The organism is Streptomyces sp. NPDC030183 (genome assembly GCF_055573455.1).
Genome location: NZ_JBVIBK010000018.1, coordinates 19,210 through 41,320, shown reverse-complemented (window position 1 = coordinate 41,320; position 22,111 = coordinate 19,210). Strand labels below are relative to the sequence as shown.

The 22,111-nt window shown below is 72.0% G+C and carries 19 protein-coding genes and 1 pseudogene; 12 read left to right on the top strand and 8 right to left on the bottom strand.

What is annotated here, in order from left to right; genetic code table 11:
- Positions 1-139 precede the first annotated feature (139 nt).
- Complete coding sequence (locus ACZ4Z2_RS22190) at positions 140-1,348, bottom strand: phospholipase D-like domain-containing protein (RefSeq protein ID WP_468078362.1); 1,209 nt, start codon at positions 1,346-1,348, stop codon at positions 140-142.
- A gap of 148 nt (positions 1,349-1,496) precedes the next feature.
- Entirely contained in the window at positions 1,497-1,973 is a 477-nt protein-coding gene (locus tag ACZ4Z2_RS22185; RefSeq protein WP_468078361.1) for a winged helix-turn-helix transcriptional regulator, read from the bottom strand.
- A 125-nt stretch (positions 1,974-2,098) separates the two neighbouring features.
- Between ACZ4Z2_RS22185 and ACZ4Z2_RS22180 the strand changes: the two genes are divergently transcribed.
- On the top strand, positions 2,099-2,602 hold the full coding sequence (locus ACZ4Z2_RS22180; protein WP_468078360.1) for a PaaI family thioesterase: 504 nt from the start codon (positions 2,099-2,101) through the stop codon (positions 2,600-2,602).
- Positions 2,603-2,641: 39 nt separating this feature from the next.
- Here the strand turns inward: ACZ4Z2_RS22180 and ACZ4Z2_RS22175 are convergent, their stop codons facing one another.
- The gene (locus ACZ4Z2_RS22175) at positions 2,642-3,214 is read right to left on the bottom strand and encodes a DUF6328 family protein (protein ID WP_468078359.1); all 573 of its coding nucleotides are present in this window, start codon (positions 3,212-3,214) and stop codon (positions 2,642-2,644) included.
- A 116-nt stretch (positions 3,215-3,330) separates the two neighbouring features.
- Here ACZ4Z2_RS22175 and ACZ4Z2_RS22170 point away from each other — a divergent pair, with 116 nt between their 5' ends.
- From ACZ4Z2_RS22170 to ACZ4Z2_RS22150, 5 genes and pseudogenes are all read left to right on the top strand, one after another.
- Positions 3,331-3,651: a hypothetical protein gene (locus ACZ4Z2_RS22170; RefSeq protein ID WP_468078358.1), complete on the top strand. Its 321-nt coding sequence runs from the start codon at positions 3,331-3,333 to the stop codon at positions 3,649-3,651.
- Between the two features lie 134 nt (positions 3,652-3,785).
- Positions 3,786-5,630, top strand: a complete 1,845-nt coding sequence (locus ACZ4Z2_RS22165; protein WP_468078357.1) for a serine/threonine-protein kinase — start codon at positions 3,786-3,788, stop codon at positions 5,628-5,630.
- A 131-nt stretch (positions 5,631-5,761) separates the two neighbouring features.
- Positions 5,762-6,718, top strand: coding sequence for a GlxA family transcriptional regulator (locus ACZ4Z2_RS22160; protein ID WP_468078356.1), 957 nt, complete (start codon positions 5,762-5,764; stop codon positions 6,716-6,718).
- Between the two features lie 166 nt (positions 6,719-6,884).
- Positions 6,885-7,883, top strand: a complete 999-nt coding sequence (gene gap / locus ACZ4Z2_RS22155) for a type I glyceraldehyde-3-phosphate dehydrogenase (protein ID WP_468078355.1) — start codon at positions 6,885-6,887, stop codon at positions 7,881-7,883.
- 19 nt (positions 7,884-7,902) lie between these two features.
- Positions 7,903-8,166: pseudogene (locus ACZ4Z2_RS22150) on the top strand (VOC family protein); the annotation flags it as partial.
- A 17-nt stretch (positions 8,167-8,183) separates the two neighbouring features.
- On the opposite strand, the gene ACZ4Z2_RS22145 reads toward ACZ4Z2_RS22150, so the two are convergent.
- Positions 8,184-8,912, bottom strand: coding sequence for a GAF and ANTAR domain-containing protein (locus ACZ4Z2_RS22145; protein ID WP_468078354.1), 729 nt, complete (start codon positions 8,910-8,912; stop codon positions 8,184-8,186).
- A gap of 127 nt (positions 8,913-9,039) precedes the next feature.
- Positions 9,040-10,053 carry an ArsR/SmtB family transcription factor gene (locus ACZ4Z2_RS22140; protein WP_468078353.1) on the bottom strand — a complete coding sequence of 338 codons (1,014 nt, stop codon included), beginning with the start codon at positions 10,051-10,053 and terminating at the stop codon, positions 9,040-9,042.
- A gap of 701 nt (positions 10,054-10,754) precedes the next feature.
- On the opposite strand from ACZ4Z2_RS22140, the gene ACZ4Z2_RS22135 reads away from it, so the two are divergent.
- Entirely contained in the window at positions 10,755-11,135 is a 381-nt protein-coding gene (locus ACZ4Z2_RS22135) for a hypothetical protein (protein WP_468078352.1), read from the top strand.
- Between the two features lie 82 nt (positions 11,136-11,217).
- On the opposite strand, the gene ACZ4Z2_RS22130 is transcribed toward ACZ4Z2_RS22135, so the two are convergent.
- Positions 11,218-12,609, bottom strand: a complete 1,392-nt coding sequence (locus ACZ4Z2_RS22130) for a M1 family metallopeptidase (RefSeq protein ID WP_468078351.1) — start codon at positions 12,607-12,609, stop codon at positions 11,218-11,220.
- 410 nt (positions 12,610-13,019) lie between these two features.
- On the opposite strand from ACZ4Z2_RS22130, the gene ACZ4Z2_RS22125 reads away from it, so the two are divergent.
- The gene (locus ACZ4Z2_RS22125; RefSeq protein WP_468078350.1) at positions 13,020-13,796 is read left to right on the top strand and encodes an alpha/beta fold hydrolase; all 777 of its coding nucleotides are present in this window, start codon (positions 13,020-13,022) and stop codon (positions 13,794-13,796) included.
- A gap of 71 nt (positions 13,797-13,867) precedes the next feature.
- Positions 13,868-14,794, top strand: a complete 927-nt coding sequence (locus ACZ4Z2_RS22120) for an aminoglycoside phosphotransferase family protein (protein WP_468078349.1) — start codon at positions 13,868-13,870, stop codon at positions 14,792-14,794.
- Between the two features lie 75 nt (positions 14,795-14,869).
- On the opposite strand, the gene ACZ4Z2_RS22115 is transcribed toward ACZ4Z2_RS22120, so the two are convergent.
- On the bottom strand, positions 14,870-15,778 hold the full coding sequence (locus ACZ4Z2_RS22115; protein WP_468078348.1) for a LysR family transcriptional regulator: 909 nt from the start codon (positions 15,776-15,778) through the stop codon (positions 14,870-14,872).
- Between the two features lie 155 nt (positions 15,779-15,933).
- Here ACZ4Z2_RS22115 and ACZ4Z2_RS22110 point away from each other — a divergent pair, with 155 nt between their 5' ends.
- The 3 genes from ACZ4Z2_RS22110 to ACZ4Z2_RS22100 all read left to right on the top strand — a co-directional run bounded on the left by ACZ4Z2_RS22110 (position 15,934) and on the right by ACZ4Z2_RS22100 (position 20,296).
- Positions 15,934-16,638, top strand: coding sequence for a type 1 glutamine amidotransferase domain-containing protein (locus tag ACZ4Z2_RS22110; protein ID WP_468078347.1), 705 nt, complete (start codon positions 15,934-15,936; stop codon positions 16,636-16,638).
- Between the two features lie 198 nt (positions 16,639-16,836).
- Complete coding sequence (locus ACZ4Z2_RS22105; protein WP_468078346.1) at positions 16,837-17,277, top strand: Lrp/AsnC family transcriptional regulator; 441 nt, start codon at positions 16,837-16,839, stop codon at positions 17,275-17,277.
- Positions 17,278-17,326: 49 nt separating this feature from the next.
- The gene (locus tag ACZ4Z2_RS22100) at positions 17,327-20,296 is read left to right on the top strand and encodes an aminotransferase (protein WP_468078345.1); all 2,970 of its coding nucleotides are present in this window, start codon (positions 17,327-17,329) and stop codon (positions 20,294-20,296) included.
- A 111-nt stretch (positions 20,297-20,407) separates the two neighbouring features.
- Here ACZ4Z2_RS22100 and ACZ4Z2_RS22095 read toward each other — a convergent pair whose 3' ends face one another.
- Positions 20,408-22,057: a glycoside hydrolase family 27 protein gene (locus ACZ4Z2_RS22095; RefSeq protein WP_468078344.1), complete on the bottom strand. Its 1,650-nt coding sequence runs from the start codon at positions 22,055-22,057 to the stop codon at positions 20,408-20,410.
- Positions 22,058-22,111 lie beyond the last annotated feature (54 nt).

The window sequence follows — 22,111 nt, the reverse complement described above, 5'->3', positions numbered from 1 at the left end:
TGTGACTGCCGGGAGACGTCACATTGGCTGACAACATCTCCTGCCCCCCACCCCCGTCGACGCACAGATAGGCGGCTTCACTCGCCTGCGCCTGCGCCTGCGCCTGCGCCTGCGCCTGCGCATGGGCCGCGGGCGCGTTTCACAGGAAGCGGCGGATCGGGGTGACGGCCGCTTCCTTGGCGCGTTGGAGCCAGGCCCGTCGTCTCCATCGCGCGAGGTCGATGTCCACGCTGTTCTCCAGGTCCGCGTCGTAGTCGCGGTCGAGCGCGGCGGTGAACTCCTCGTCCAGGACGGCGAGCATGACCTCCTCGTCGTGGTCCATGGAGCGGCGGTTGAAGTTGGTCGATCCGATGAGGGCGGCGACCGAGTCCACCGTGATGATCTTGGCGTGCATCATGGTCGGCTGGAACTGGCGGATGTGCACCCCGGATCGCAGCAGCCGGGTGTAGTGGTGCTGGCCTGCGAGCTGACAGGCGCGCTGGTCGGTGTGGGGGCCGGGCAGCAGGATCTCGACGCGCACGCCCCGACGGGCGGTGTCGCACAGCAGGTCGATGAAGTAGGTGTCGGGGGCGAAGTAGGCGGTGGCGAGCCGGAAGCGTTCCTCGGCGGAGGTGAGCATGATCCGGATGAGGGTCTGCATGTCCTGCCAGCCGATGCTCGCGGACCCGCGGACGACCTGCACCACGGACGAGCCCACCTGCGGGTGTTCGGTGAAGCGGTCGCGGTGGTCGAAGAGTTCGTCGTGGCACTCCGCCCAGTTCTGCGCGAAGGCGGCGGCGATCCCGTCCACGGCCGGGCCCCGGACCTGGACGTGGGTGTCCCGCCACTCGGAGGGAGTGCGGGCGTCGCCGCACCACTCCTCCGCTATGCCGACGCCGCCGGTGAAGGCGGTGTGCTCGTCGACGACGAGCGCCTTGCGGTGGCAGCGGTGGTTCTGCTTGAACGGCGACAGCCACACCGGCTTGCGGAACCAGGCCACCTGCACCCCCGCGTCGCTCATGAGGTCCAGCAGTTGCCCCTCGATGTCCTTGGCGCCGAAACCGTCGAGGAGCAGCCGCACTCGCACGCCGGAGCGGGCCCGTTCGGCGAGGGCCGCGGCGAAGTCGCGGGCGATCTGACCCCGCCAGTACACGAACGTCATCATGTCGATGGTGTGGCGTGCCGAGCGGATCGCCCCGAGCATCGCGGGGAAGATCTCGTCGCCGTTGCGCAGCGGCACGAGCTCATTGCCTTCGGTCGCGGCGACGCCGATCAGCCGCTCCAGACGCCGGCGCAGACGCTGCTTGCGCGCCGCCGTGTCGGTCGCGCCGCCGGAAGCCGAAGGAGCCGATATCGGGTCGTAGAGCATTGCCACACCTCCTACTGACCCGTGACGCCCAGAACGCCACGGGGTGCCGGGCGAGCCCGAACAAGCGGATGCCCGCGCGGCGCCCCTTCACGCACCCGGCCGTCGGCGGCGAGGAGTCGAGCGTCCGAGCGCCGTCCCGCCGACCGCTTCAGTCCCCGCCGCCCCGCCGCCGGGCCCCCGGACCCGGCCGGGCCGTGACCTCCCTCGGCGTCAGCGCGGTGTGCTCGGTGGCGCACTCGACCACCACATGGACCGGCGCCCCGCAGTCGGAGTGCCGGACGTCGAGCACGGGCCCCGCCGGGTCGGCGGCATGGGTCTCGCCCCACTGGCGCAGCGCGATCAGCACCGGCCACAGATCCCACCCCTTGGGTGTGAGCCGGTACTCGTTGCGCGCGCGGCTGCCGGGCTCCCGGTAGGGGACGGTCGTCAGGATGCCGGCGGCCGTCAGCTTCCGGAGCCTGTCACTGAGGACGGCCTCGGACACCCCCATGTGGCGGCGGAAGTCCTCGAACCGGCGTACGCCGTTGACGGCGTCCCGCAGGATCAGCAGGCTCCACTTCTCACCGACCACGTCGAGCGTGCGTTGTACGGGACAGTTCTCCGCGCTCACCTCAAGCCACTCCATGGGCGTCATGGTAGGGACCCTGACTTCGTCATTGACAGTCAGAAGACATGACGGCTAACTTCGAGCTGACTTCGATATACGAAGTCAGCCGGGCATGGCGCGGCGGCAGCGGGAGGCAGGGGACTGTGGGGCGGACGCGTACGTACGAGTGGGAGGACCCCGAGCTGACGGCGGCCGCCGTGGGCCGTGTCTCCGGCCTGGAGTTCCTGCGCGACCTCAAGGAGGGCCGACTGCCCGCCCCGCCCGTCTCGGCGACCCTGGACATGGCGCTCGACGAGGTGGAGTTCGGCCGGGCGGTGTTCTCGCTGGTCCCGGGGGAGGAGCACTACAACCCGATCGGCAGTGTGCACGGCGGCGTCTTCGCCACCCTGCTCGACTCGGCGGCGGGCTGCGCCGTGCAGTCCACACTGCCGGCCGGCATGGCGTACACCTCCCTGGACCTGACGGTGAAGTTCCTGCGGCGTATCACCGTGGACACCGGGCGGGTCCGCGCCATCGGCACCGTTCTCAACGGCGGCCGTCAGACCGCGCTGGCCGAGGCGAGGCTCATCGACGGCAAGGACCGCCTCCTCGCCCACGCCACCAGCAGCTGCATGCTCTTCCCGCTCCCGCCGAAGCCGCAGACCTGAGGAACCGCCGACAGCGGGCGGCCCCGGGGTGAAAGAGGGCTACGCGTCGTCCCGCGTCCGGGAGCGCCGGGAGGCACGGCGGCGCAAGGCCAGCGGGAGCACGTACCAGCACAGGCCGAACCACAGCATCACCCCGCCGACGAGCATCTCGGCGAGGAGGCCCGGCACCACGAAACGCAGGATGAGCAGCAGGGTGCAGCCGATGGTCAGCGCGAGGAGGACCATGCCGCACATCATCAGGCGCCCGGCCGCCTCCACCAGATCGTCCTTCATCCGCTGACCGGACAGGATGCGGTGGAGGGAGACGGGCGCGATCAGCGCGCCGGTGGCCGCCGCGCCGAGCACGACGGTGGTGACGTAGATACCGCGGTCCAGCGCCTCCAACTCCCGGAACGACGGGGTGAACGCGACGCTGAGCAGAAAACCGAAGAGGATCTGCACGCCGGTCTGCGTGACGCGCGTCTCCTGCAGTATCTCGTTCCAGCGGCGGTTGACTCTCTCGTGTGCCGCTTCCGGTCCTTCGCCACCGGGCGCCGGGCCGCGCTGGTCGTGGTGTGCCCGGGAGGCGGTGTCCTGCCGCACCGGTTCGGCCGGCTGCTCGGTCGTGGCCATGGCGTCCTCCAAAATCGTGGGGGACACCGTCTGCCCGCTCGGGCCTTTTCCATGCTGGTCGGAGAGTCCGGCGAAGACACTGTGAATCGTGGGCCGTTCGGGGTACACGGGCCGGTATGGCACCCGAGAGTGATCACCCCATGCCCCCGCGGGTCGTACGTCAACTGCGCCGCGTCCGTGCCTTCTACGGGGCGGCGGCCTTCGGCTGGGCTGCCCTGGCCGCCTGGGAGGGATGGGAGCATCCCGGGAGCCGGCCCATGTGGCTGTCCGTGCTCTTCCTGGTGGTCTTCACCGGGCTGCTGACGATGACGAGCCTGTGGTTGCAGGGGCATCGGCGGGCCGACACCGTCCAGGTCCGCCCGGTCCCACCGGCCCGTCACAGCGGCGGTGTCCGGTTGCTCGGGGCCTCGGCCGCAGGTCGCGCGGCGGAGCGCTGACGACCACGTCGTCGCCCGGCCGCCCTGTCGCCTGAGCCGCCGCCGGGAGCGGCGGTTCCGGCGGTTGATCTCCGATTCCTCACGAAGCGGGACTCACCGTCCCTGTTGTCGTCGCCTCCGTCTAGGCTCCCCGCATGAGCACAACGGAGCCCGGCAGACGGGTGATCGACGGCCGCTTCGAACTCGTCGGGCGGCTTGGCGGCGGGGGAATGGGATGGGTCTGGCGGGCCCGCGACCTGGCGTTGCACCGCGAGGTCGCCGTGAAGGAGGTCCGCCCGCCCGACCCTGGCCTCGCCGAGTACGACCCGGAGGGCGCCCGCACCCTTCGTGAACGCGTACTGAGGGAGGCACGGGCGCTGGCCCGTGTCCACCACCCGAACGTCGTGACCATCCACCACATCGTCGACGGCGGCGAGGGCACCTACCCGTGGATCGTCATGGAGCTCCTCACCGGCGGCTCCCTCCAGGACCGCCTCGACCAGGGCCGCCTGGAACCGTCCGAGGCGGCCCGCATGGGCCGGGAAGTGCTCGACGCGCTGCGCGCCGCCCACGCGGTCGGCATCGAGCACCGCGACGTGAAGCCGGCGAACGTCCTGCTGCGCCCCGACGGGCGCCCCGTGCTCACCGACTTCGGGATCGCCGCCGTCCGTGAGGCCACCAGCCTCACCGCGACCGGTTCCGTCATCGGCTCGCCCGACTACATGGCTCCGGAGCGGGTCAGCGGCAAGGAGGGCGGACCGGCCTCCGACCTGTGGTCCCTCGCGATGATGCTGTACGTGGCCGTCGAGGCCCACCACCCCCTGCGCCGGGGCAGCACGCTCGCCACCCTCGCCGCGGTGCTCAGTGAGGACGTCCCGCCGCCCCGTCAGGCCGGCCCGCTGACCGGCGTACTGACGGCCCTGCTCGTCAAGGACCCGCTCGCGCGACCGGGAGCGGAAGAGGTGGACCGGATGCTCGCGGTCGCGGCGGGACAGGCCGCGCCCCCGGCGGCCGGCGGGGAACCGGCCGACGCCGTCCGGTCGTTCGGCCCGCCCCCCGGCTTCGGCCCGCCCCCGTCGTTCGGCCCGCCGCCCGGGGACACCTCCGCCACGTCCTACCGGATCGAACCGCCGTCCGGACCGGGGGCGTCCGGAACGGGGTCGTCCCGACCGGCCCCCGGGACCGGGACGTCCGGCGCGGGAGCACACCCGACCGCCGGTGGTGCCCCGCCGTGGAGCCCGACGAACCCGGGCGGCGCGGCCGTTGCCGACCTCGGTGTCGTCCCCCCGCCCGGCACGAAGGTCACGGGCGGACACCCCAGGCGCCGACGCCCCGTCCTCACCGTCGTGACCTCCGTCGCCGCGACCGCCCTGACGGGCGTCCTGGTGTGGACGCTGCTGCCCGACTCCGGCAGTGGCACGAAGGACCGGGGAGCGTCGGGGGTGCCCACCGCCACGGACAAGGGATCCGGTGCCACGGCGTCGGCGGACGGCGCCAAGGACGACGAGAAGTCCGACACGGCGGACGACGGCGGCTCGGCGAAGGCCGGTGACCTGCTCACCGAGGACGGCCTGCGGACCACCGCCGCCAAGTTCAAGGCGGTGATGGGCGGTTCGAAGGTCACCCGCTACGTCGTCTACCCCGAGTACGCGCTGGCCGAGGCACCCGTGAAGGGCAAGGAGAAGCTGTACGACAGCTTCAGCTACCGCGGCGGCGACGTGGCCGTGAAGGACGGCCCCGGCGGCACCATCACCAGCGGGGACGGCCCCGCCGACCTGGACGACTTCGCGTGGGACGCGGTACCGGGGCTGCTCCGCAAGGCCGAGAAGACCCTCGGCGTCGACGACCCCACGAGTCGCTACCTCGTCATCACCCCGCCCGGAGTCTTCGACAAGGAACCGACCATGAGTGTCTACCTCTCCAACGAGTACGGCAGCGGCTACCTCAAGGCGAACACCAAGGGGCAGGTCATCTCGACCTATCCGATGCAGGGCGGCTGACCCCCCGAGCCCGCCCGCCCGGCCACCACCGGGCGGGCAGTCGTACGCCCCGTGGTGAGGTCGGTACACCCACCGCGCCGCGCGTCCCACGACCTGAGGAGGGCCCGGGCCACCCCGCGTACCCTCGTCCCGTGTCAGCCTTCCGCCTGCATCGTGTCGCCGTCCTTGTCCTCGAAGGTGCCAAGCCGCTCGATGTCGGAATCCCCGCCCAGGTCTTCACGACTCGCGCGAGCATGCCGTACGAGGTGCGGGTGTGCGGGGCGGCACCTGGGCTGGTGACCGGCGGCGACGGCCTCGCGTACCACGTCGGCCACGGCCTCGACGCCTTGGCGTGGGCCGACATCGTCTTCGTCCCCGGCTACCGGTTCCCCGACCGGGACGACCCGCCGCGAGCCGTCGTGGACGCGCTGATCGCCGCCCATGAGAGGGGCGCGCGGCTCGCCGCCATCTCGACGGGCGCCTTCGCGCTCGCCACCACGGGTCTGCTCGACGGGAAGCGCGCCACCACGCACTGGCACTACACACGGGCACTCAAGGCAAGGCACCCCCTTGTCCGGGTCGACGAGAACGTGCTGTTCGTCGACGAGGGCAGCGTGCTCACCTCGGCGGGCGCCGCCTCCGGCATCGACCTGTGCCTGCACATCCTGCGCGGCGACCTCGGCGTGGCCGCGTCCAACCACGCGGCCCGCCGCCTGGTCGCGGCCCCCTACCGCAGCGGCGGCCAGGCCCAGTACGTGCCGCGCAGTGTCCCCGAGCCGCTCGGCGAGCGGTTCGCCGCCACCCGGGAGTGGGCGCTGCACCGGCTCGGCGAACCCCTCACCCTCGACACACTGGCCCGCCAGGCGGGCGTCTCGCCGCGCACGTTCTCCCGGCGTTTCGTCGAGGAGACCGGCTACACGCCGATGCAGTGGGTGATGCGCGCCCGTATCGACCTCGCCCGCGAACTGCTCGAACGCTCGCAGCGCAGCGTCGAACAGATCGCCGCCGACGTCGGGCTCGGCACCGGAGCGAACCTGCGCCTGCACTTCCAGCACATCCTCGGCACCACCCCGAGCGAGTACCGGCGCACCTTCACCCGGGGCGAGTGACCCGCCGGCGCGCCACCGACCCACCGACCCGGCCAATCCACCCGGCGCGGGACGCGACCCGGCCCCGGGGCTGCTTGGCGGGATCCTTTTGAACCATGGCGATACCGCCACTGTCAGTGCCGTCCGCCGCGGGCGAGCCTGGTGGCGAAGGGAAGGGACACCACTCATGACTCGCATCGCCATCAACGGATTCGGCCGCATCGGACGGAATGTGCTGCGCGCGCTGCTGGAGCGCGACAGCGCCCTGGAGGTCGTCGCCGTCAACGACCTGACCGAGCCTGCCACCCTCGCTCGGCTGCTCGCCTACGACAGCACGGCCGGCAGGCTCGGGCGCCCGGTGACCGTCGACGGGAACGTCCTCGTCGTCGACGGCCGCCGGATCACGGTGCTGGCCGAGCGTGAACCGGCGCACCTGCCGTGGGCCGAACTCGGCGTCGACATCGTCCTGGAGGCCACCGGCCGCTTCACCGCGGCGAAGGCCGCCCGCGCCCACCTCGACGCGGGCGCGAAGAAGGTGCTCGTCAGCGCTCCCTCGGACGGCGCCGACGTCACCCTCGCGTTCGGGGTCAACACCGACGCCTACGACCCGGACCTGCACACGATCGTCTCGAACGCCTCCTGCACCACCAACGCGCTCGCGCCGCTGGCCGCGGTCCTCGACGAACTCGCCGGTATCGAGCACGGGTTCATGACGACGGTGCACGCCTACACGCAGGAGCAGAACCTGCAGGACGGCCCGCACCGCGACGCCCGTCGTGCCCGGGCCGCCGGCGTCAACATCGTGCCGACCACGACCGGCGCCGCCAAGGCGATCGGCCTGGTGCTGCCGAACCTCGACGGCAAGCTGTCGGGCGACTCGATCCGCGTACCGGTGCCGGTGGGTTCGATCGTCGAGCTCAACACGACCGTCGCCCGCGAGGTGACGCGCGACGAGGTGCTCGCGGCGTACCGCGCGGCGGCGCAGGGCCCGCTCGCCGGCGTCCTGGAGTACTCGGAGGACCCGCTCGTGTCGTCCGACATCACGGGCAACCCCGCCTCGTCGATCTTCGACTCGGCCCTCACCCGGGTCGACGGCCGCCACATCAAGGTGGTCGCGTGGTACGACAACGAGTGGGGCTTCTCCAACCGAGTGATCGACACGCTGGACCTCCTCGCCACCCGCTGACGCCGCCCGGCAGCACACCTCGTACACCACGTGCTACGTCCGGACCGACAACGTCGACGCCCCGCACCGGGCCTTTCGGGCCGGTCTCAGGGCGACGTACGGAAGGGTCCCGACGCGCGGGCTGCCCCGCGTCGGGGCCCCGAGGGACGCCCCATACGGCGTGCGGCAGTTCCTGATGACCGACCCGGGCGGCAACCGCGTGCGCGTCGGCCAGCCGATCCGTGACGACCGGCACCACAGGCCCGCACCCGCGGAGACCTTCGCCCGGGCCCCGCACCACGCCCCGTGCGGCTCCTGCGCCTACGGGAGGGCCTGGCCACCCGCTCGACGCGCCCCGGCGTCCGGCTTGGTGCGTTCGGTGCGTACTCGTTGGGCGACGTCGCGGAGTTTGATGTTGTGGTGCTGGGAGATGCGGCGCAGTACGCCGAACGCCTCGTCCTCGCTCAGCCGGTGGCGCTCCATGAGGATGCCCATGGCCTCACCGATGGCGTGCCGTGTCTCCAGGGCGTCCTCGAGCTGGTCGATGGTGCGGGCGTCGGCCAGGGCGACGGCGGCGTGCGAGGCCAGCATCCACCCGGCGGTCTCGATGTCCCGGCCGAAGGCGCCGGGCTTGCGGGCGTACAGGTTCAGGGCGCCGAAGTCCTCGTCGCTGGTGTAGAGCAGTACGCCGGTCATGCTGCCGATGCCCAGGTCGCGGGCGTGGGCCGCGAAGCGCTCCCAGGCGGGCTCGGGCCGGGTCAGGTCCGCCATCCGGTAGAGGCGTTCGCCGTCCTTCCTGCGGGCGAGGTCGAAGCACGGCCCCTCGCCCAGCTCGCCCTGCAGCCGGTCGCACTCCCGCACCACGTCCCCGCAGGCAGCCAGGGTCACGGCCCGGCCCTTGCGCACGGCGAGGATCCCGGCCTCGTCACAGCCGTCGACCAGCTTCACCGCCGACGCCGCGATCTCGTCCAGCGTCGCCTGGACCGAGTCCTGGGCCAGCAGATTCCGCGCGAGCAAGGCCATCTGCTCGGCGTACTCCCGCCACTCCATACCCACCACCCACCTCGCCGTCGGTCCGGTCACAGTACCGCCCATGGCGTCCACCGAAGGTGGGGGTCCCCCGCCGCTCGATGTCCTCGGCGGAGGAGTACGGAACGAGCCGCCCCCGCCGCCCCTGTCACGCTGCCAGGTGGTGCGGCGGGAGTTCCCCGCGGAGCAGCGCGGTGCCCAGCGGAGTGAGGGAGTGCACGACCTGGGAGCCGGTGCGCCGGCTGTGCACGAGGCTGACCTCCCGCAGGGCGGTGAGGTGTTCGCTCGCCGAGGGCGCCGAGATGCCGAGACGCCGCGCGACCTCTCCCGTGGTCGCGGTGGTGTCCAGGGCGGCGAGCACTCGGGCGCGGGTCCGCCCGAGCAGGGTGGCCAGGGCCTCGGGGCGGCGGTCGCGGGTGACGGGCGGCGCCCAGGCCGGGGGATGGGTGACGGGGTAGGCCAGCACTTGCGGCAGGGACGGGTCGGCCAGGGCGATGGGGGTCCGCCAGCAGAAGTGGGAGGGGATCAGCCGCAGACCGCGCCCGTTGAGGTGGAGATCCCGGTTCTCCGGGTAGCGCACGTGCAGGACGGGCGGCCGCCAGTCCATCAGCGGGCGGAAGGACTCCAGCAGCCCCTCCACGCCCCGATCGCGCAGGACCCGTGTGCGCAGGGCCCGGTCGGCCTCCGTGGTGCCGGCCGCCCCGGTCCAGTCGGGCGTGATGATCGTGCGGTGCACCAGACGGAACGCGGTCGCGACCTCCTCCATACGGTGGGACTCGCCCCCGGCGAGACGGTGTGCCCAGCTCGGCAGTGGATGTGTCGTGGCCAACCGGTCCATCTCCTGGCGCAGTTGTGGCTTGGGCGTCTCCCGCAGCGCCTCCAGCGCGGCCTCCAGCCCGTCGGCCGAGGCGCCCGGGGTCAGGAAGTCGGGCCAGTAGCCCGCCGAGGCGGGCGCCAGGGTGGAGAGCATCCGTACCGGGGCCGCCAGCCGGCCCTCGGCCAGCCGGGCGCGGGCGTCGCGCCGCCAGGCGGCGAAGACCGGCAGTCCTCTGCGTGGCGCGGTCAACTGGTTCAGGCCCAGCAGGGTCTCCCAGACCGGGTCGGGCTCCCGGGCCAGATGAACCCGGGCCAGGTCCCTTTCGGTGAAGTGGATACGCAGCACTGTGTCTTCCCCCGTGTGTCGGTCGGCGTCGGGACACACGGACGGGCCTGTGGTGTGTCCTCGATGACGCGGGCCGCCCGTCGCGGCACGGAACGGGCGGCGCGGACAGCGGCGTCACCGCGCGCCTGGCGGGCGGTGACGACGGACCGCGTGTGCGGACTCCGGGGCGCGGATGCCCCGGCCGGTGTTGTCGTCCGGCAGCGGTCGGCCCGGACGCGGCGGTCACTCGGGCGGGCGGTCGTCTCCGATTCCGGCCGCGCGGAGGTCTTCGCTCCTGTCCGGCACACGGTTCACGCCGGAGAGCAGGCGTGTCTTCATACCGTCTTCCCCCTCGATCAACAGCCGAGACCGCACAGCTCGCCCGGTGGTCAGTCCGGCCGGCGGAGCGGTCCTCCCAGGGTCGTACACGGGACCCCGTTTGTCAGGAGACCAGCGGTGAGGAAAGTGCGCATGATCGGTGCAGTCGCGGACCATGATCGGTGCGGCCGCGGCCCCGGTCGCGGACGGCCCGCACCACGGCTTTTCGGCCCTGGCCGAAAGGGGGCGCGAAGGCTCCCCGAGGGGCGGCAGGCTTCGGTGCGGGACTGGACCGAAGTGAAAGGGCACACCCGGCATCCGTGGCGCATCCACCAGTTGAACGGTCCGGCAGCTGGACTCCCCGCGCGCGCATGCCCATGTCCTGACAAGGAAGGAACGCTCGCATGCGATTTCGATCGCTTCTCGCCACCGCCGGTCTGGCCGCGGCGATCGGCACGACCCTCGCGTCGCCGTCCGCCTCCGCCGCCTCCGGCTGCTGGCAGCACGCCGACGGCAACAGGTACTGGTGCGAGAACGTCTCCGGCGCGCCGGTGTACGGGTCGATCGGCAACAGCCGCCTGTACCCCAACCCCGATCAGGTCGTCGGCTACATGTTCTCCAACCCGAGTTGGTTCTACTGCAAGCTGGACGACCAGGCATGGGTGGGTGGGCCGCACCCGACGCGCTGGCTCAGGACCGTCGCCGACAACGGCGCGTACGGCTGGATGAAGGACACCGCCATCTACAGCGAGACGAACCCGGTGCGCGACTGCTACCCCTCCTGACACCACGGGCTGCCGCGCCGCGGGCGGCCATCCCCGATCCGGTGCGGCAGCCTGCCACGGCCGCCGCGCCGGATCGCCGCTGTCAGCGGATGCGGTGCTGCTTCCAGAAGGGCCCGAGGTTCTTGCCGGTGGCCGACTGCGCGGCCTTCTTGAACGCGGCGGTGGTGGAGACGCCGTACCAGTGGTCGTGGGCGTACCGCTTGAGGAGCCGCGCCATGGCCTCGGCCCCGAGGGTGCGTTCCAGGTCCGCGAGCGCGCAGGAACCGGCCGAGTAGACGAGATGGTAGTGACCGCGCTGCTCGGCCCAGCGGGCCATCGAGTCGGTGAGCGCGCTGCGGGCGTCCGGCCATTCGATGTCGGACCAGCACCCGCGGGTGTCCCACCCGTAGAAGTGCGCGTTGGCGTACTGGGCGAAGCTCTCGTCGAGCCAGGGCGCCCCGTACTCGTCGTTGCCGACGATGCCGTACCACCACTGGTGCGCCACCTCGTGGACGACGGCGCTGCCCTCCTTCTCGGTGCCGAGGAGGACCAGGCCGGGGTACTCCATTCCGCCGCCGAACTCCTTGGTCATCACGAGGTCGATCTCGCCGTAGGGATAGCGGCCGAACTCCTCGCCGAACCGGTCGACGGCGCGGACGCCCTCCTCGCGGGTCAGACGGACCCCCGCGGCGGGCGTGTTCGGAGCCCAGTACGACTTGACGCGCACGCCCCCGGGGGAGGTCGCCGTCGCCGCGCGGAACGGGCCGGACGCCCACGCGAAGTCCCGCACCCGGTGCGCGGCGCTGTGCGTGACGGTGCGTCCGGGTTTCCCTGCCTCGGTCCAAGTGCGGCCGGTCGCGGGTACCTTGAGGGCGGACGGGTGGTCGATGCGGACCTGGAAGTCGCCGGCCAGGCTGTAGTAGCTCTCGCCGATCGGCACATGAGGGTCGAGGTGCCACCCCTTGGCGTCGTGCACGGCCAGCACGGGCAGGGCGTTGCCCAGGAACCGGAACGCGCCCTCACGGCCGAACTGGTCGTTGCGCCGCGGCACCGTGAGGGACACGTCGAAGGCGATGCTCGCCCGCTTCCCGCGTGTCAGCGGTTTCGGCAGGGTGATGCGCAGTGCCGTGCAGTCCACCGTGAGCCGGCCCGGCGTGCCGCCGCGCACCTTGGTCACGGCGACAGGTGACGGTCTGCCCGGCTTGCCGCACCCGTCGACCCCGTTCCCCCACAGCCGCACGTACACCTCACGCAAGGGCCGCTCGGCGGCGTTGCGGAACGACACCCGCTGCCGGCCCCGCCAGTGGGAGCCGTCGGAGTCACCGCGCAAGGTCACGTCGTAGCGCGGACGATCTGGGGTCGCCGGGCGCCCGGTCCCGCTCCCGGGCTCGGCGCCGGTCCCGGCCGTCGTGGCACCCGCGGTCACGAACACGACGAGAAGAACAACCAGGAGACGACGTAAGGCCGTTGAGGGCTGTGGTGAGAGAGACGACATGCGAGCCGATCGTGCCACATCGCACGGCCCGCGCGCCCCCGGACCGCCCGAAGCGAGGAGGCAGGCTCCGCTCCGGGCGGGCGTCACCCCCGAAGCGTGCCGCCCCTGCCGTAGGGCGGGCGGGCCGGGGCCGCGCGCTTCCCCCTGCCGTACGGCGGGCGGGCCGGGGCCGCGCGCTTCCCCGGCCGCCGTGATCCACCGGGAGGGCACCGCGGGCCGGCTGTCGCGGGGGCGGGCTGCTCCGAGTGGATCCGACCAGCCCGTGAACACCCACTGCCTGGCAGCTCTCCGCCCACCCCACTTCGAGATCGCACCCTGACCCCCCATCCCTCTCGAACCGGAGCGAAACAGTCACCGCTCCGGTTCCCCGGTCACGTCTCGGTGGTCCCGCGTCTCCTACGATCCGCACCATGCGTTCCTGGCGTGGTTTCTTCACTGTGGGCGGGCGGCAGTTGTCGTACCTCGACTTCGGCGGCCCGGGAGTCCCGCTGCTCGCTCTGCACGGGCATTACAACGAAGCGTCGGCGTTCGCGCCGTTGGCCGCCGCACTGGCTCCGCGGTGGAGAGTGATCGCGCTGGATCAGCGCGGGCACGGAGAGTCCGACCGCGCCCCCGGTTACGAGCGGGACGACTACGTGGCCGACGTGGCTGCCTTCCACCGGCATCTCGGAGTCGGCCCGGTGGCGGTGCTGGGCCACTCCCTGGGCGGAGTGAACGCCTACCAGTTCGCCGCCCGGCACCCGGACAAGGTCAGCGCGCTGATCGTCGAGGACATCGGCGCGGTGGTGGACTGCGACTGGTCGTTCACCACACGGCTCCCCGGCGTGGCGCCGTCCCGGGAGGCACTGGTCGCGGCGCTCGGCACGACGGCCCCCTATCTGGAGTGTTCCTTCCGGCGGACGGACCGGGGCTGGGGGTTCTCCTTCGACACCGCCGACACCGTGGCCTCCCAGAAGGCCCTCACCGGCGATCACTGGCGCGACTGGACGTCGGTGTCCTGCCCCACGCTGCTGATCCGTGGAACGCGCAGCGACGAACTCGCGGCCGCCCACGCCAAGGACATGGCAGCCCGCCCCCGCTCCGGCCGTGTCCGCCTGGTCGAACTGCCCGCCGGTCACGTCGTCCACCAGGACGCCCCGGAGCAGTTCGCCGATGAAGTCGCCACCTTCCTCACCGGCCTCGGCTGACAAGCGGCGACACCGACCGCGCGGGACGGAAATGGGTTGCGGGGGTGGATCGTGACGCGAATGCTTCCACCATGAAGATGCACGCCAACCAGCTGACGGTGTCGCCCGAGACGGTGCGCGTGCTGGTGGAGCGGCAGTTCCCCGAGTGGCGGGGCCTGCCGGTGAGGAGCATCGCGGCGCAGGGCACGGTCAACGCCGTCTTCCGTATCGGCGATCGGCTCGCGGCCCGGTTTCCGCTGGAGCCCGGGGACGCGGAGACGACGCGGCGCCGGCTGGAGTCCGAAGCGGAAGCGGCTCGGGAGCTGGCAGGCCGGACGCGGTTCCCCACGCCCGAGCCGGTCGCGCTCGGTGAACCGGGGGCGGGTTACCCGCTCCCGTGGTCGGTGCAGACATGGCTGCCCGGCGTCGTCGCCGACGACGAGGACCCCGGCGAATCGCCCGCGTTCGCCCGTGACCTGGCCGATCTGATCGGCGACCTGCGGGCGATCGACACACGTGGCCGCACGTTCGCCGGCCCGGGCCGAGGCGGCGACCTGCGGTCCCACGACACGTGGATGGAGACCTGCTTCCGGCACAGCGAGCGACTTCTGGATGTCCCCCGCATGCGCTGCCTCTGGGCGACTCTGCGTGAACTGCCGCGAGGCGGGGCCGAGGACACCATGTCCCATTGCGATCTGATCCCGGGCAACGTACTCGTGTCCGCCGGCCGGCTCACCGGCGTGCTCGACGTCGGCGGCTTCGGACCGGCCGACCCGTCGCTTGACCTGGTGAGTGCCTGGCACCTGCTGGAGACCGGGCCGCGGAAGGTCCTCCGTGACCACCTCGGCAGCGACGAACTGGAATGGGAGCGAGGCAAGGCATGGGCTTTCGTGCAGGCGATGGGGCTGGTCTGGTACTACGTCACGACCAATCCCGTGATGAGCCGGACGGGCCGCCGAACCCTCGACCGCATCCTGACGGACGACAGCGCCTCCATACCCGGGCCGACATGCGCGTAGCGAACGGCTGCCCCCCTCAAGAGCGATCGGGCGGCGGGGGCAGTTCGTCGGCCTGTTGAGCCAGGTCCGGTGGGGTCAGAGGGGCCCCCAGGTCGCGGCGTGGTCCAGCAGATGGCGCTGGACCAGGGCTGCCGGGGGCGTCGGGGGCCCGGACGGGGTGACCAGGTAGAGGGTGTTCAGTGGTGGGACCTGGGTGTGGTGCAGCAGTTCCAGGCTGCCGGCCCCCAGGGCGGGATCGGCCAGGTAGCGGGGCAGTACCGAGATCCCCGCGTCGGCCACCACGGCGGCCAGCACCGCCCGCAGGTCGGGCACCACCACGGACACCGGATTCGGCGGCCGACGGCCGAACTCGCTCTGCCAGTACCGGCGGATGATGGGCAGTTCCTCGCCGTACGCCACCAGAGGCAGGTGGGCGAGGGCCGACCCCGGATCCTCGGCCAGCCACTCGTGGTCGAGCGAGCGGGCCGCGGCCGGTGTCCCCACGAGGACGAACTCCTCGTCCACGAACGGCATGGCCGCCAGTCCGCGCAGTCGCGCCGACGGCCGCACCGAGGACACCACCAGATCCAGATCCCCTTCGGCGAGGGCGGCGAGCAGCGGCTCCGCGAGCCCCAGCACGATCCGCAGCCGCAGACCGCCACGGGTCAGCGGGGCCAGCGCCGGGATCAGCCGGGCCGCGGTGAACTCGCCCGCCGCGGCCAGCCGGACCGTGCCCTCGCCGGACTGCTCGTCGGCGTCCTCCGCCAGGACGTTGCGCAGCTGGTCCATGGGCGAGGCGATCCTCCGGGCGAGCTCGTGCGCACGCGCCGTGGGCACCGCGCCGCGCCGGGAACGCTCGAACAGCACATGCCCCAGTTCCTTCTCGAGCCGGGCGAGTTGCCCGCTCACCGTGGGCTGCGAGACACCCAGAGCAGTGGCGGCGGCGGTCAGCGAACCCCGGCGGTAGATCTCCAGGAAACTCGCCAGCAGATCGAGGTCTGTCACGCAACCCACGTTACATAAGTTCCCTTATGGATCGCTGGTGACAGTGAACAGATTTCTGGGGAAGGTGGGTGTCGTCCCCCGAAGAGTTCCGAGGAGCCCCGGAAGAGCCCCGGAAGAGTCCCGAAGAGCCCCCGAAGAGAAGGAGCGATCCCGCCATGGCGAAGATCCTGATGATCATCTCGGCCGCCGACACCCTCACCCTGGCCGACGGAACGCCCCACCCCACCGGCTTCTGGGCCGAGGAGGTCGCGGCCTCCCACAAGGTCCTCGTGGACGCCGGCCACCAGGTGGACATCGCCACCCCGGGCGGCGTCCGCCCGACCGTCGACGCGATCTCGCTCGACGAGCGCGGCGGCGTGCAGGCGGCCGAGGGAGCCGCGTTCCGCGCCTACCTGGACTCCATCGCCGCCGACCTCGACGCACCGCTCGACCTGGGCACGGTCAAGGCCGCCGACTACGACGCGCTCTACCTCCCCGGCGGCCATGCCCCGATGACCGACCTGGCCGACAACCCGGCACTGGGCCGACTGCTCGCCGACGCCGACGAGCAGGGGCTCGTCATCGCGGCGCTCTGCCACGGCGTGGCCGGGCTGCTCAGCGCCACCAAGGCGGACGGCGCCTTCCTGTTCGCGGGCCGCAGCGTCACCGGCTTCACCAACGACGAGGAACACCAGGGCGGCGTCGGTGACGCCTCCCCGTGGCTGGTCGAAACCCGTCTCGCGGAGCGGGGCGCCGACGTCAAGACCGGCGCGCCGTGGTCCGACACCGTCGTCGCCGACGGCAACCTGATCACCGGCCAGAACCCGCAGTCCAGCGTCACCACGGCCAAGGAGGTCCTCGCCGCTCTCCGGAACGCCTGACCGGAACACAACGAAGACCCCCTCGCCGGCGGCAGGGGGTCTTCGTGTGTCATCCCCGTTCGCGCAGCCGCGTAGGCCACGCCGCGCCTCCCCCCTGCGCTCGATTCCGTCGCCATCTCACTTGAATCGATCGCGGATATCCGTCATCGTGCTCGAAACAAGCGCGGCGCTCTCGTTCGCGCAGGGGAGAGGTGGCGCATGGATGACATCGACCGGGCCATCCTGCGGGAGCTGCAGGTGGACGGGCGGATCCCCTATGCCGAGCTGGGGCCGAAGGTGGGCCTCTCGCCCTCGGCGGCGAGGCTGCGGCTTCAGCGGCTCATCGACACCAGGGCGGTGCAGGTCGTCGGAGTGACCGACCCGATGACCCTGGGACAGCAGACGATGGCACTGCTCGGCCTGCGCGTCGACGGTGACCCCCGGGCGGTCGCCGACGAGCTGTCCCGCCACGACGAAGTCGTGTACACGGTCCTCACGGCCGGTGGCTTCGACCTGTTCGTCGAGGTGGTGTGCTCCCAGCCCCGCGACCTCCTGGACTTCGTCAACGACGTCGTGCGGCCCGTCGAGGGTGTCGCGTCCGTGGAGAACTTCCCCTACTTCGCCATCCACACCCACCGCTTCCTGTGGCACGTCGACTGAAGCATCCGAGCGTTCGAGCCCCGACCGCCCCACCAGCGAAGGACCCCGCATGCCGCACGACGAGCACCGCACGATCGACTTCTTCACCGAGGGCGCCCTTCCCGTACCCCGCGTGGCACCGGCCGAGGCCGAGCGCATCGCCGCCGAACACCTCGGCATCACCGCTCGCGCGCGGGCGCTGGGCAGTCAGCAGGACGCCAACTTCCTCCTGCACGCCGACGACGGGACGCCCCCGGCGGTCCTGAAGATCGCCAACCCTGCCTTCGGCACCGTGGAGATCGAGGCCCAGGACGCGGCAGCCGACCTGATCGCCTCGGCCCACCCGGACCTGCGCGTCGCCACGGCCCTGCGCCACCCCGACGGCTCCCCGCGACGCACGACGGTGCACACCGAGAACGGTCCGGCCGTCGCCCGCGTCCTGCGCCACCTGCCCGGCGGCACGCTGTCCGGCCCCCGGCACCTGTCCCCGGCCACCGTGGCCGCCATGGGCACGATCGCCGGAAAGGTGAGCACCGCCCTGCGCGACTTCCGGCACCCGGGTCTCGACCGCGTCCTCCAATGGGACCCGCGGCACGCCGAGCGCGTCGTCGCCGAGCTCGCCGGATACATCGACGAACCCGACCGGCGCGCCGCCGTCCGCACAGCGACCGCGCAGGCATGGGCGGATGTCCAAAGGCTCGCGGACACCCTGCCGGTGCAGGCGGTGCACCTGGACCTCACCGACGACAATCTGGTCCGCCGCCCCGACAGCCGCCCGCCCCTCCCGGACGGGATCATCGACTTCGGTGACGTGACCATGAGCTGGGCCGTAGGCGAACTCGCCGTGTCACTGTCCTCGATGCTCCACCACGACGGGATCGAGCCCCACCACGTCCTGCCGGCCGTCCGCGCCTGCCACGCCGTCCGGCCGCTCTCCCCGCAGGAGGCCGACGCGGTGTGGCCGCTCGTCGTCCTGCGCGCCGCCGTCCTGGTGGCCAGCGGACGGCAACAAGCGGCCGTCGACGAGGACAACACCTACGCCACGGCCGCGCTCGACCACGAATGGCGCATATTCGAACAGGCCACCCGGCTGCCCCTCCCGGTGATGACCCGCCTCGTCAGAGACGCGACCGGCACCGCCGGCACGCCCGCCCGGACCACGCGGGTCGACGCACCGGGGCGCCCCCTGCTGCGGGACCTCGCCGCCGCCGACATCACCCTCCTCGACCTGTCCACCGACGCCGACTCCATGGACCACGGCGCCTGGACCGACACCGGCACCGAGGCCCGGCTGGTGACCTCGGCGCTCGCGGACGGAGCGGCCGCCGTCGCCACCCGCTACGCCCTTCCCCGGCTCACCCGGACACCGGCGCTGTCGGCGGTGTCCACCGCCACGGTGCCCACCGGCCTCGACCTCTGGCTCGGCCGGGACGGCGTCCTCCAGGCGCCCGCCGCGGGGAAGGTCCTCGCCGCGGCGCCGGGCAACGTCGAACTGAGCTACGGCGCAAAGACGCTGTCGCTGTCGTTCGCCCGCGACGTCACGTCCCTGGTCACCACCGGTGCGACGGTGGAGGCGGGCGAGGACCTCGTCCACCTCGGCTCCGGGGCCTCCGTCCACGTCGCGCTGCGCGACGCCGACGGCCCCGCCGTCCCGCGCCTGGTCCGGCCGGAGTACGCCGCCGGCTGGCTCGCCCTCACCGCCGACCCCGCCCCGCTCCTCGGCCTCCCGGCCGAGACCGGCCGTACGCGCGAGGGGGACCTGCTCGACCGGCGGGACGCCGTGTTCGCCACCGTGCAGGAGCACTACTACGCCAACCCCCCGCGGATCGAACGCGGTTGGCGCCACCATCTGCTGTCCACCGACGGCCGGTCGTACCTCGACATCGTCAACAACGTCACCCCACTGGGCCACGCCCACCCCCGGGTCGAGCAGGCCGTCTCCCGGCAGCTGCGGCGCCTCAACACCAACTCGCGCTTCCACTACGCCTCCGTCGTGGAGTTCACCGAGCGCCTCGCCGCCCTCCTCCCCGACCCCCTGGACACGGTGTTCCTCGTCAACTCCGGTTCCGAGGCGGTGGACCTGGGCCTGCGCCTGGCCATCGGAGCCTCCGGCCGGCACGGCGTCGTCGCGCTGCGCGAGGCGTACCACGGCTGGACGTACGCCTCCGACGCGGTCTCCACCTCGCTCCAGGACAACCCCAACGCCCTGGCCACCCGCCCGAACTGGGTGCACACCGTCGACTCGCCCAACTCCTACCGCGGCCGCCGCCGAGGGGCGGATGCCGCGCGCTACGCTCCCGAGGCCGTCGCGGCGATCGACGAACTGGCCGCCGCCGGCCGCCCGGCGGGGGCGTTCATCGGCGAGACCTTCTACGGCAACGCCGGAGGAGTCCCCCTCCCCGACGGTTATCTCGCCCAGGTGTACGCGGCGGTACGGCGTCACGGCGGTCTGGCCGTCGCCGACGAGGTCCAGGTCGGATACGGCCGCCTGGGACACTGGTTCTGGGGCTTCGAGCAGCAGCGGGTCGTCCCCGACATCGTCTGTGTCGCCAAGGCCATGGGCAACGGACACCCCCTCGGCGCCGTCATCACGTCCAAGGCGGTCGCGGACCGGTATCGCGACCAGGGCTACTTCTTCTCCTCCACCGGCGGCAGCCCCGTCTCCAGCGTCGTGGGCCTCACCGTCCTGGACACCCTGCGCGACGAGGACCTCCAGGGCAACGCGGCGCGAGTCGGCGGCCATCTGAAGAGCCGGCTGGAGGCACTGGCCGACCGCCACGGCATCATCGGCGCCGTCCACGGCTCGGGTCTCTACCTGGGCCTCGAACTCGTCCGGGACCGCGTCGGCCTGGAACCCGCCACGGAGGAGACCGCCGAACTCTGCGACCGCATGCTCGACCTCGGTGTGATCGTCCAGCCCACCGGCGACCACCTCAACATCCTCAAGATCAAGCCACCGCTGTGCATCGACACCACCGCGGCCGACTTCTTCGCCGACATGCTCGACCTGGCCCTCACCCAGCTCGGCCACTCCGGCTGACACCACGCTCCGGTGGAGGAGGGCAGCCCCCGCAGCGCGGCACGCTGCGGGGGCTGCCCCCTTCCCGGGAGGTCTCCCTGACGGAGGTCTCCCGCACACCGGGCGGGCCGGTTACGCAGCCAGAGAGGTCCACTTCTGGTTGTTCTGGCCGTTGCAGGTCCACAGGACCAGCCGGGACCCGTTCGCGGTGGCGGCCCCGCTGACGTCGAGGCACAGCCCGGCGTTGACGTTACGGATCGATCCGTCGGCCTGGGCGGTCCACTTCTGGTTGTTCTGGCCGTTGCAGGGCCAGATGATGACCTGCGTGCCGTTGCTGGTGCCCTGGTTGTTGGCGTCCAGGCACTTGTCGCCGAAGACGCGGATCTCGCCCCCGGCCCAGGTGGTCCAGAGCTGGTTGGCGGCCGTGTGGCAGTCCCAGATCAGCGTCGCCGTGCCGGCCGCGGTGCTGCCCCCTTCCACATCCAGACAGCGGCCGGACCCGGTACCGCGCAGGCGTGCCGTGGTGGAGGACAGAGGGCTGCCGCCGCTCACCTTGAACACGGCGACACCGTGCGCCGGGACGCTCGCGGAGATCTGACCGGACGTGCTGGACGTGCCGCCGGTCCACAGGTCGGTGAGGGTGAACGATCCGCCGGTGAGGCCGACTTGCGCGGCGTTGGTGGTGATCGTCGCGGTGCTGCCGCCCCGGTTGAACAGTCCCACGGCGACCGAGCCGTCCGAGAGGGGCTTGGCGAAGACCTCGGTGGCGCCGTCGTCACGGACCCGGCGTCCGCCCGCGCCCAGCGCATCCTGGTTCACCGCCAGCAGGCGCGGGTTGCGCAGGATGGCGCTGACGTCGGCGGACATGGTGCGGATGTCGTTGCCGGCCATGAGCGGGGCACTCATCAGCGCCCACAGGGCGAAGTGGGAGCGGGACTCCGTCAGTGACAGGCCGGGGCGGCCGACGACCAGCATGTCCGGGTCGTTCCAGTGTCCCGGGCCCGACTGCGCGGCCAGCGGCGCGGTGATGTCCAGGACGTTGCCGACGCCCATCGGGTAGCTGTTGGTGTTGTTGTTCTGCCAGATGTCGAGGAGATCCTCGGTCGTCCGCCACATGTCGGCGATCTGGCCCCAGTTGTACTTGTCGCCCGTGGGCGCGTGGAAGCTGTTGGAATTGATGCTGTAGACGATGGGGCGCCCGGTGGCGCGCAGGGCGTCACGCATGGTGGTGAACTGCGCGATCTGCTCGCTGAGGGTGCCGCTGCCGGAGCACCAGTCGTACTTGAGGTAGTCCACGCCCCATGAGGCGAACGAGGCGGCGTCCTGGGCCTCGTGCCCCTTGCTGCCGGTGGAGCCCGGGTAGGTGCCCACGCCCTGGGCACACGTCTTCTCGTTGGGTGCCTGGTAAATGCCGAACTTCAGGCCCTTGCTGTGGATGTAGTCGCCCAGCGCCTTCATGCCGCTGGGGAACTTGGTCGGGTTGGCCCGGAGGTTGCCCGCGCTGTCACGCTGCGGGTCGAACCAGCAGTCGTCGACGACGACGTACTGGTAGCCGGCGTCCTTCATACCGGAGGACACCATCGCGTCCGCGGCCTGGCGGACCTGCGCCTCGGTGATCCCGCAGCCGAAGCTGTTCCAGCTGTTCCAGCCCAGGGGCGGGGTGAGCGCGGGACTGCCCGGCGCGGCCTCGGCGACCGTACCGGCGGAGGCGGTGACGCAGGCGGTGAGCGTCAGCGTGGTGGCTGTGAGCAGACGTAGCAGTCGTGTGTGCAGGGGGGCCATGAGAGGGGGGTCCTTCCTTGCCCGCACAGCGCGAGCCGCTGTGCGGGCCTCGGG

Coding starts and splice junctions, on each gene's coding strand:
- ACZ4Z2_RS22190 (WP_468078362.1), bottom strand. CDS start 1,348: ATGCTCTACGACCCGATATCGGCTCCTTCGGCTTCCGGCGGCGCGACC.
- ACZ4Z2_RS22185 (WP_468078361.1), bottom strand. CDS start 1,973: ATGGAGTGGCTTGAGGTGAGCGCGGAGAACTGTCCCGTACAACGCACG.
- ACZ4Z2_RS22175 (WP_468078359.1), bottom strand. CDS start 3,214: ATGGCCACGACCGAGCAGCCGGCCGAACCGGTGCGGCAGGACACCGCC.
- ACZ4Z2_RS22170 (WP_468078358.1), top strand. CDS start 3,331: ATGGCACCCGAGAGTGATCACCCCATGCCCCCGCGGGTCGTACGTCAA.
- ACZ4Z2_RS22165 (WP_468078357.1), top strand. CDS start 3,786: ATGAGCACAACGGAGCCCGGCAGACGGGTGATCGACGGCCGCTTCGAA.
- gap (WP_468078355.1), top strand. CDS start 6,885: ATGACTCGCATCGCCATCAACGGATTCGGCCGCATCGGACGGAATGTG.
- ACZ4Z2_RS22145 (WP_468078354.1), bottom strand. CDS start 8,912: ATGGAGTGGCGGGAGTACGCCGAGCAGATGGCCTTGCTCGCGCGGAAT.
- ACZ4Z2_RS22135 (WP_468078352.1), top strand. CDS start 10,755: ATGCGATTTCGATCGCTTCTCGCCACCGCCGGTCTGGCCGCGGCGATC.
- ACZ4Z2_RS22130 (WP_468078351.1), bottom strand. CDS start 12,609: ATGTCGTCTCTCTCACCACAGCCCTCAACGGCCTTACGTCGTCTCCTG.
- ACZ4Z2_RS22125 (WP_468078350.1), top strand. CDS start 13,020: ATGCGTTCCTGGCGTGGTTTCTTCACTGTGGGCGGGCGGCAGTTGTCG.
- ACZ4Z2_RS22120 (WP_468078349.1), top strand. CDS start 13,868: ATGAAGATGCACGCCAACCAGCTGACGGTGTCGCCCGAGACGGTGCGC.
- ACZ4Z2_RS22110 (WP_468078347.1), top strand. CDS start 15,934: ATGGCGAAGATCCTGATGATCATCTCGGCCGCCGACACCCTCACCCTG.
- ACZ4Z2_RS22105 (WP_468078346.1), top strand. CDS start 16,837: ATGGATGACATCGACCGGGCCATCCTGCGGGAGCTGCAGGTGGACGGG.
- ACZ4Z2_RS22100 (WP_468078345.1), top strand. CDS start 17,327: ATGCCGCACGACGAGCACCGCACGATCGACTTCTTCACCGAGGGCGCC.
- ACZ4Z2_RS22095 (WP_468078344.1), bottom strand. CDS start 22,057: ATGGCCCCCCTGCACACACGACTGCTACGTCTGCTCACAGCCACCACG.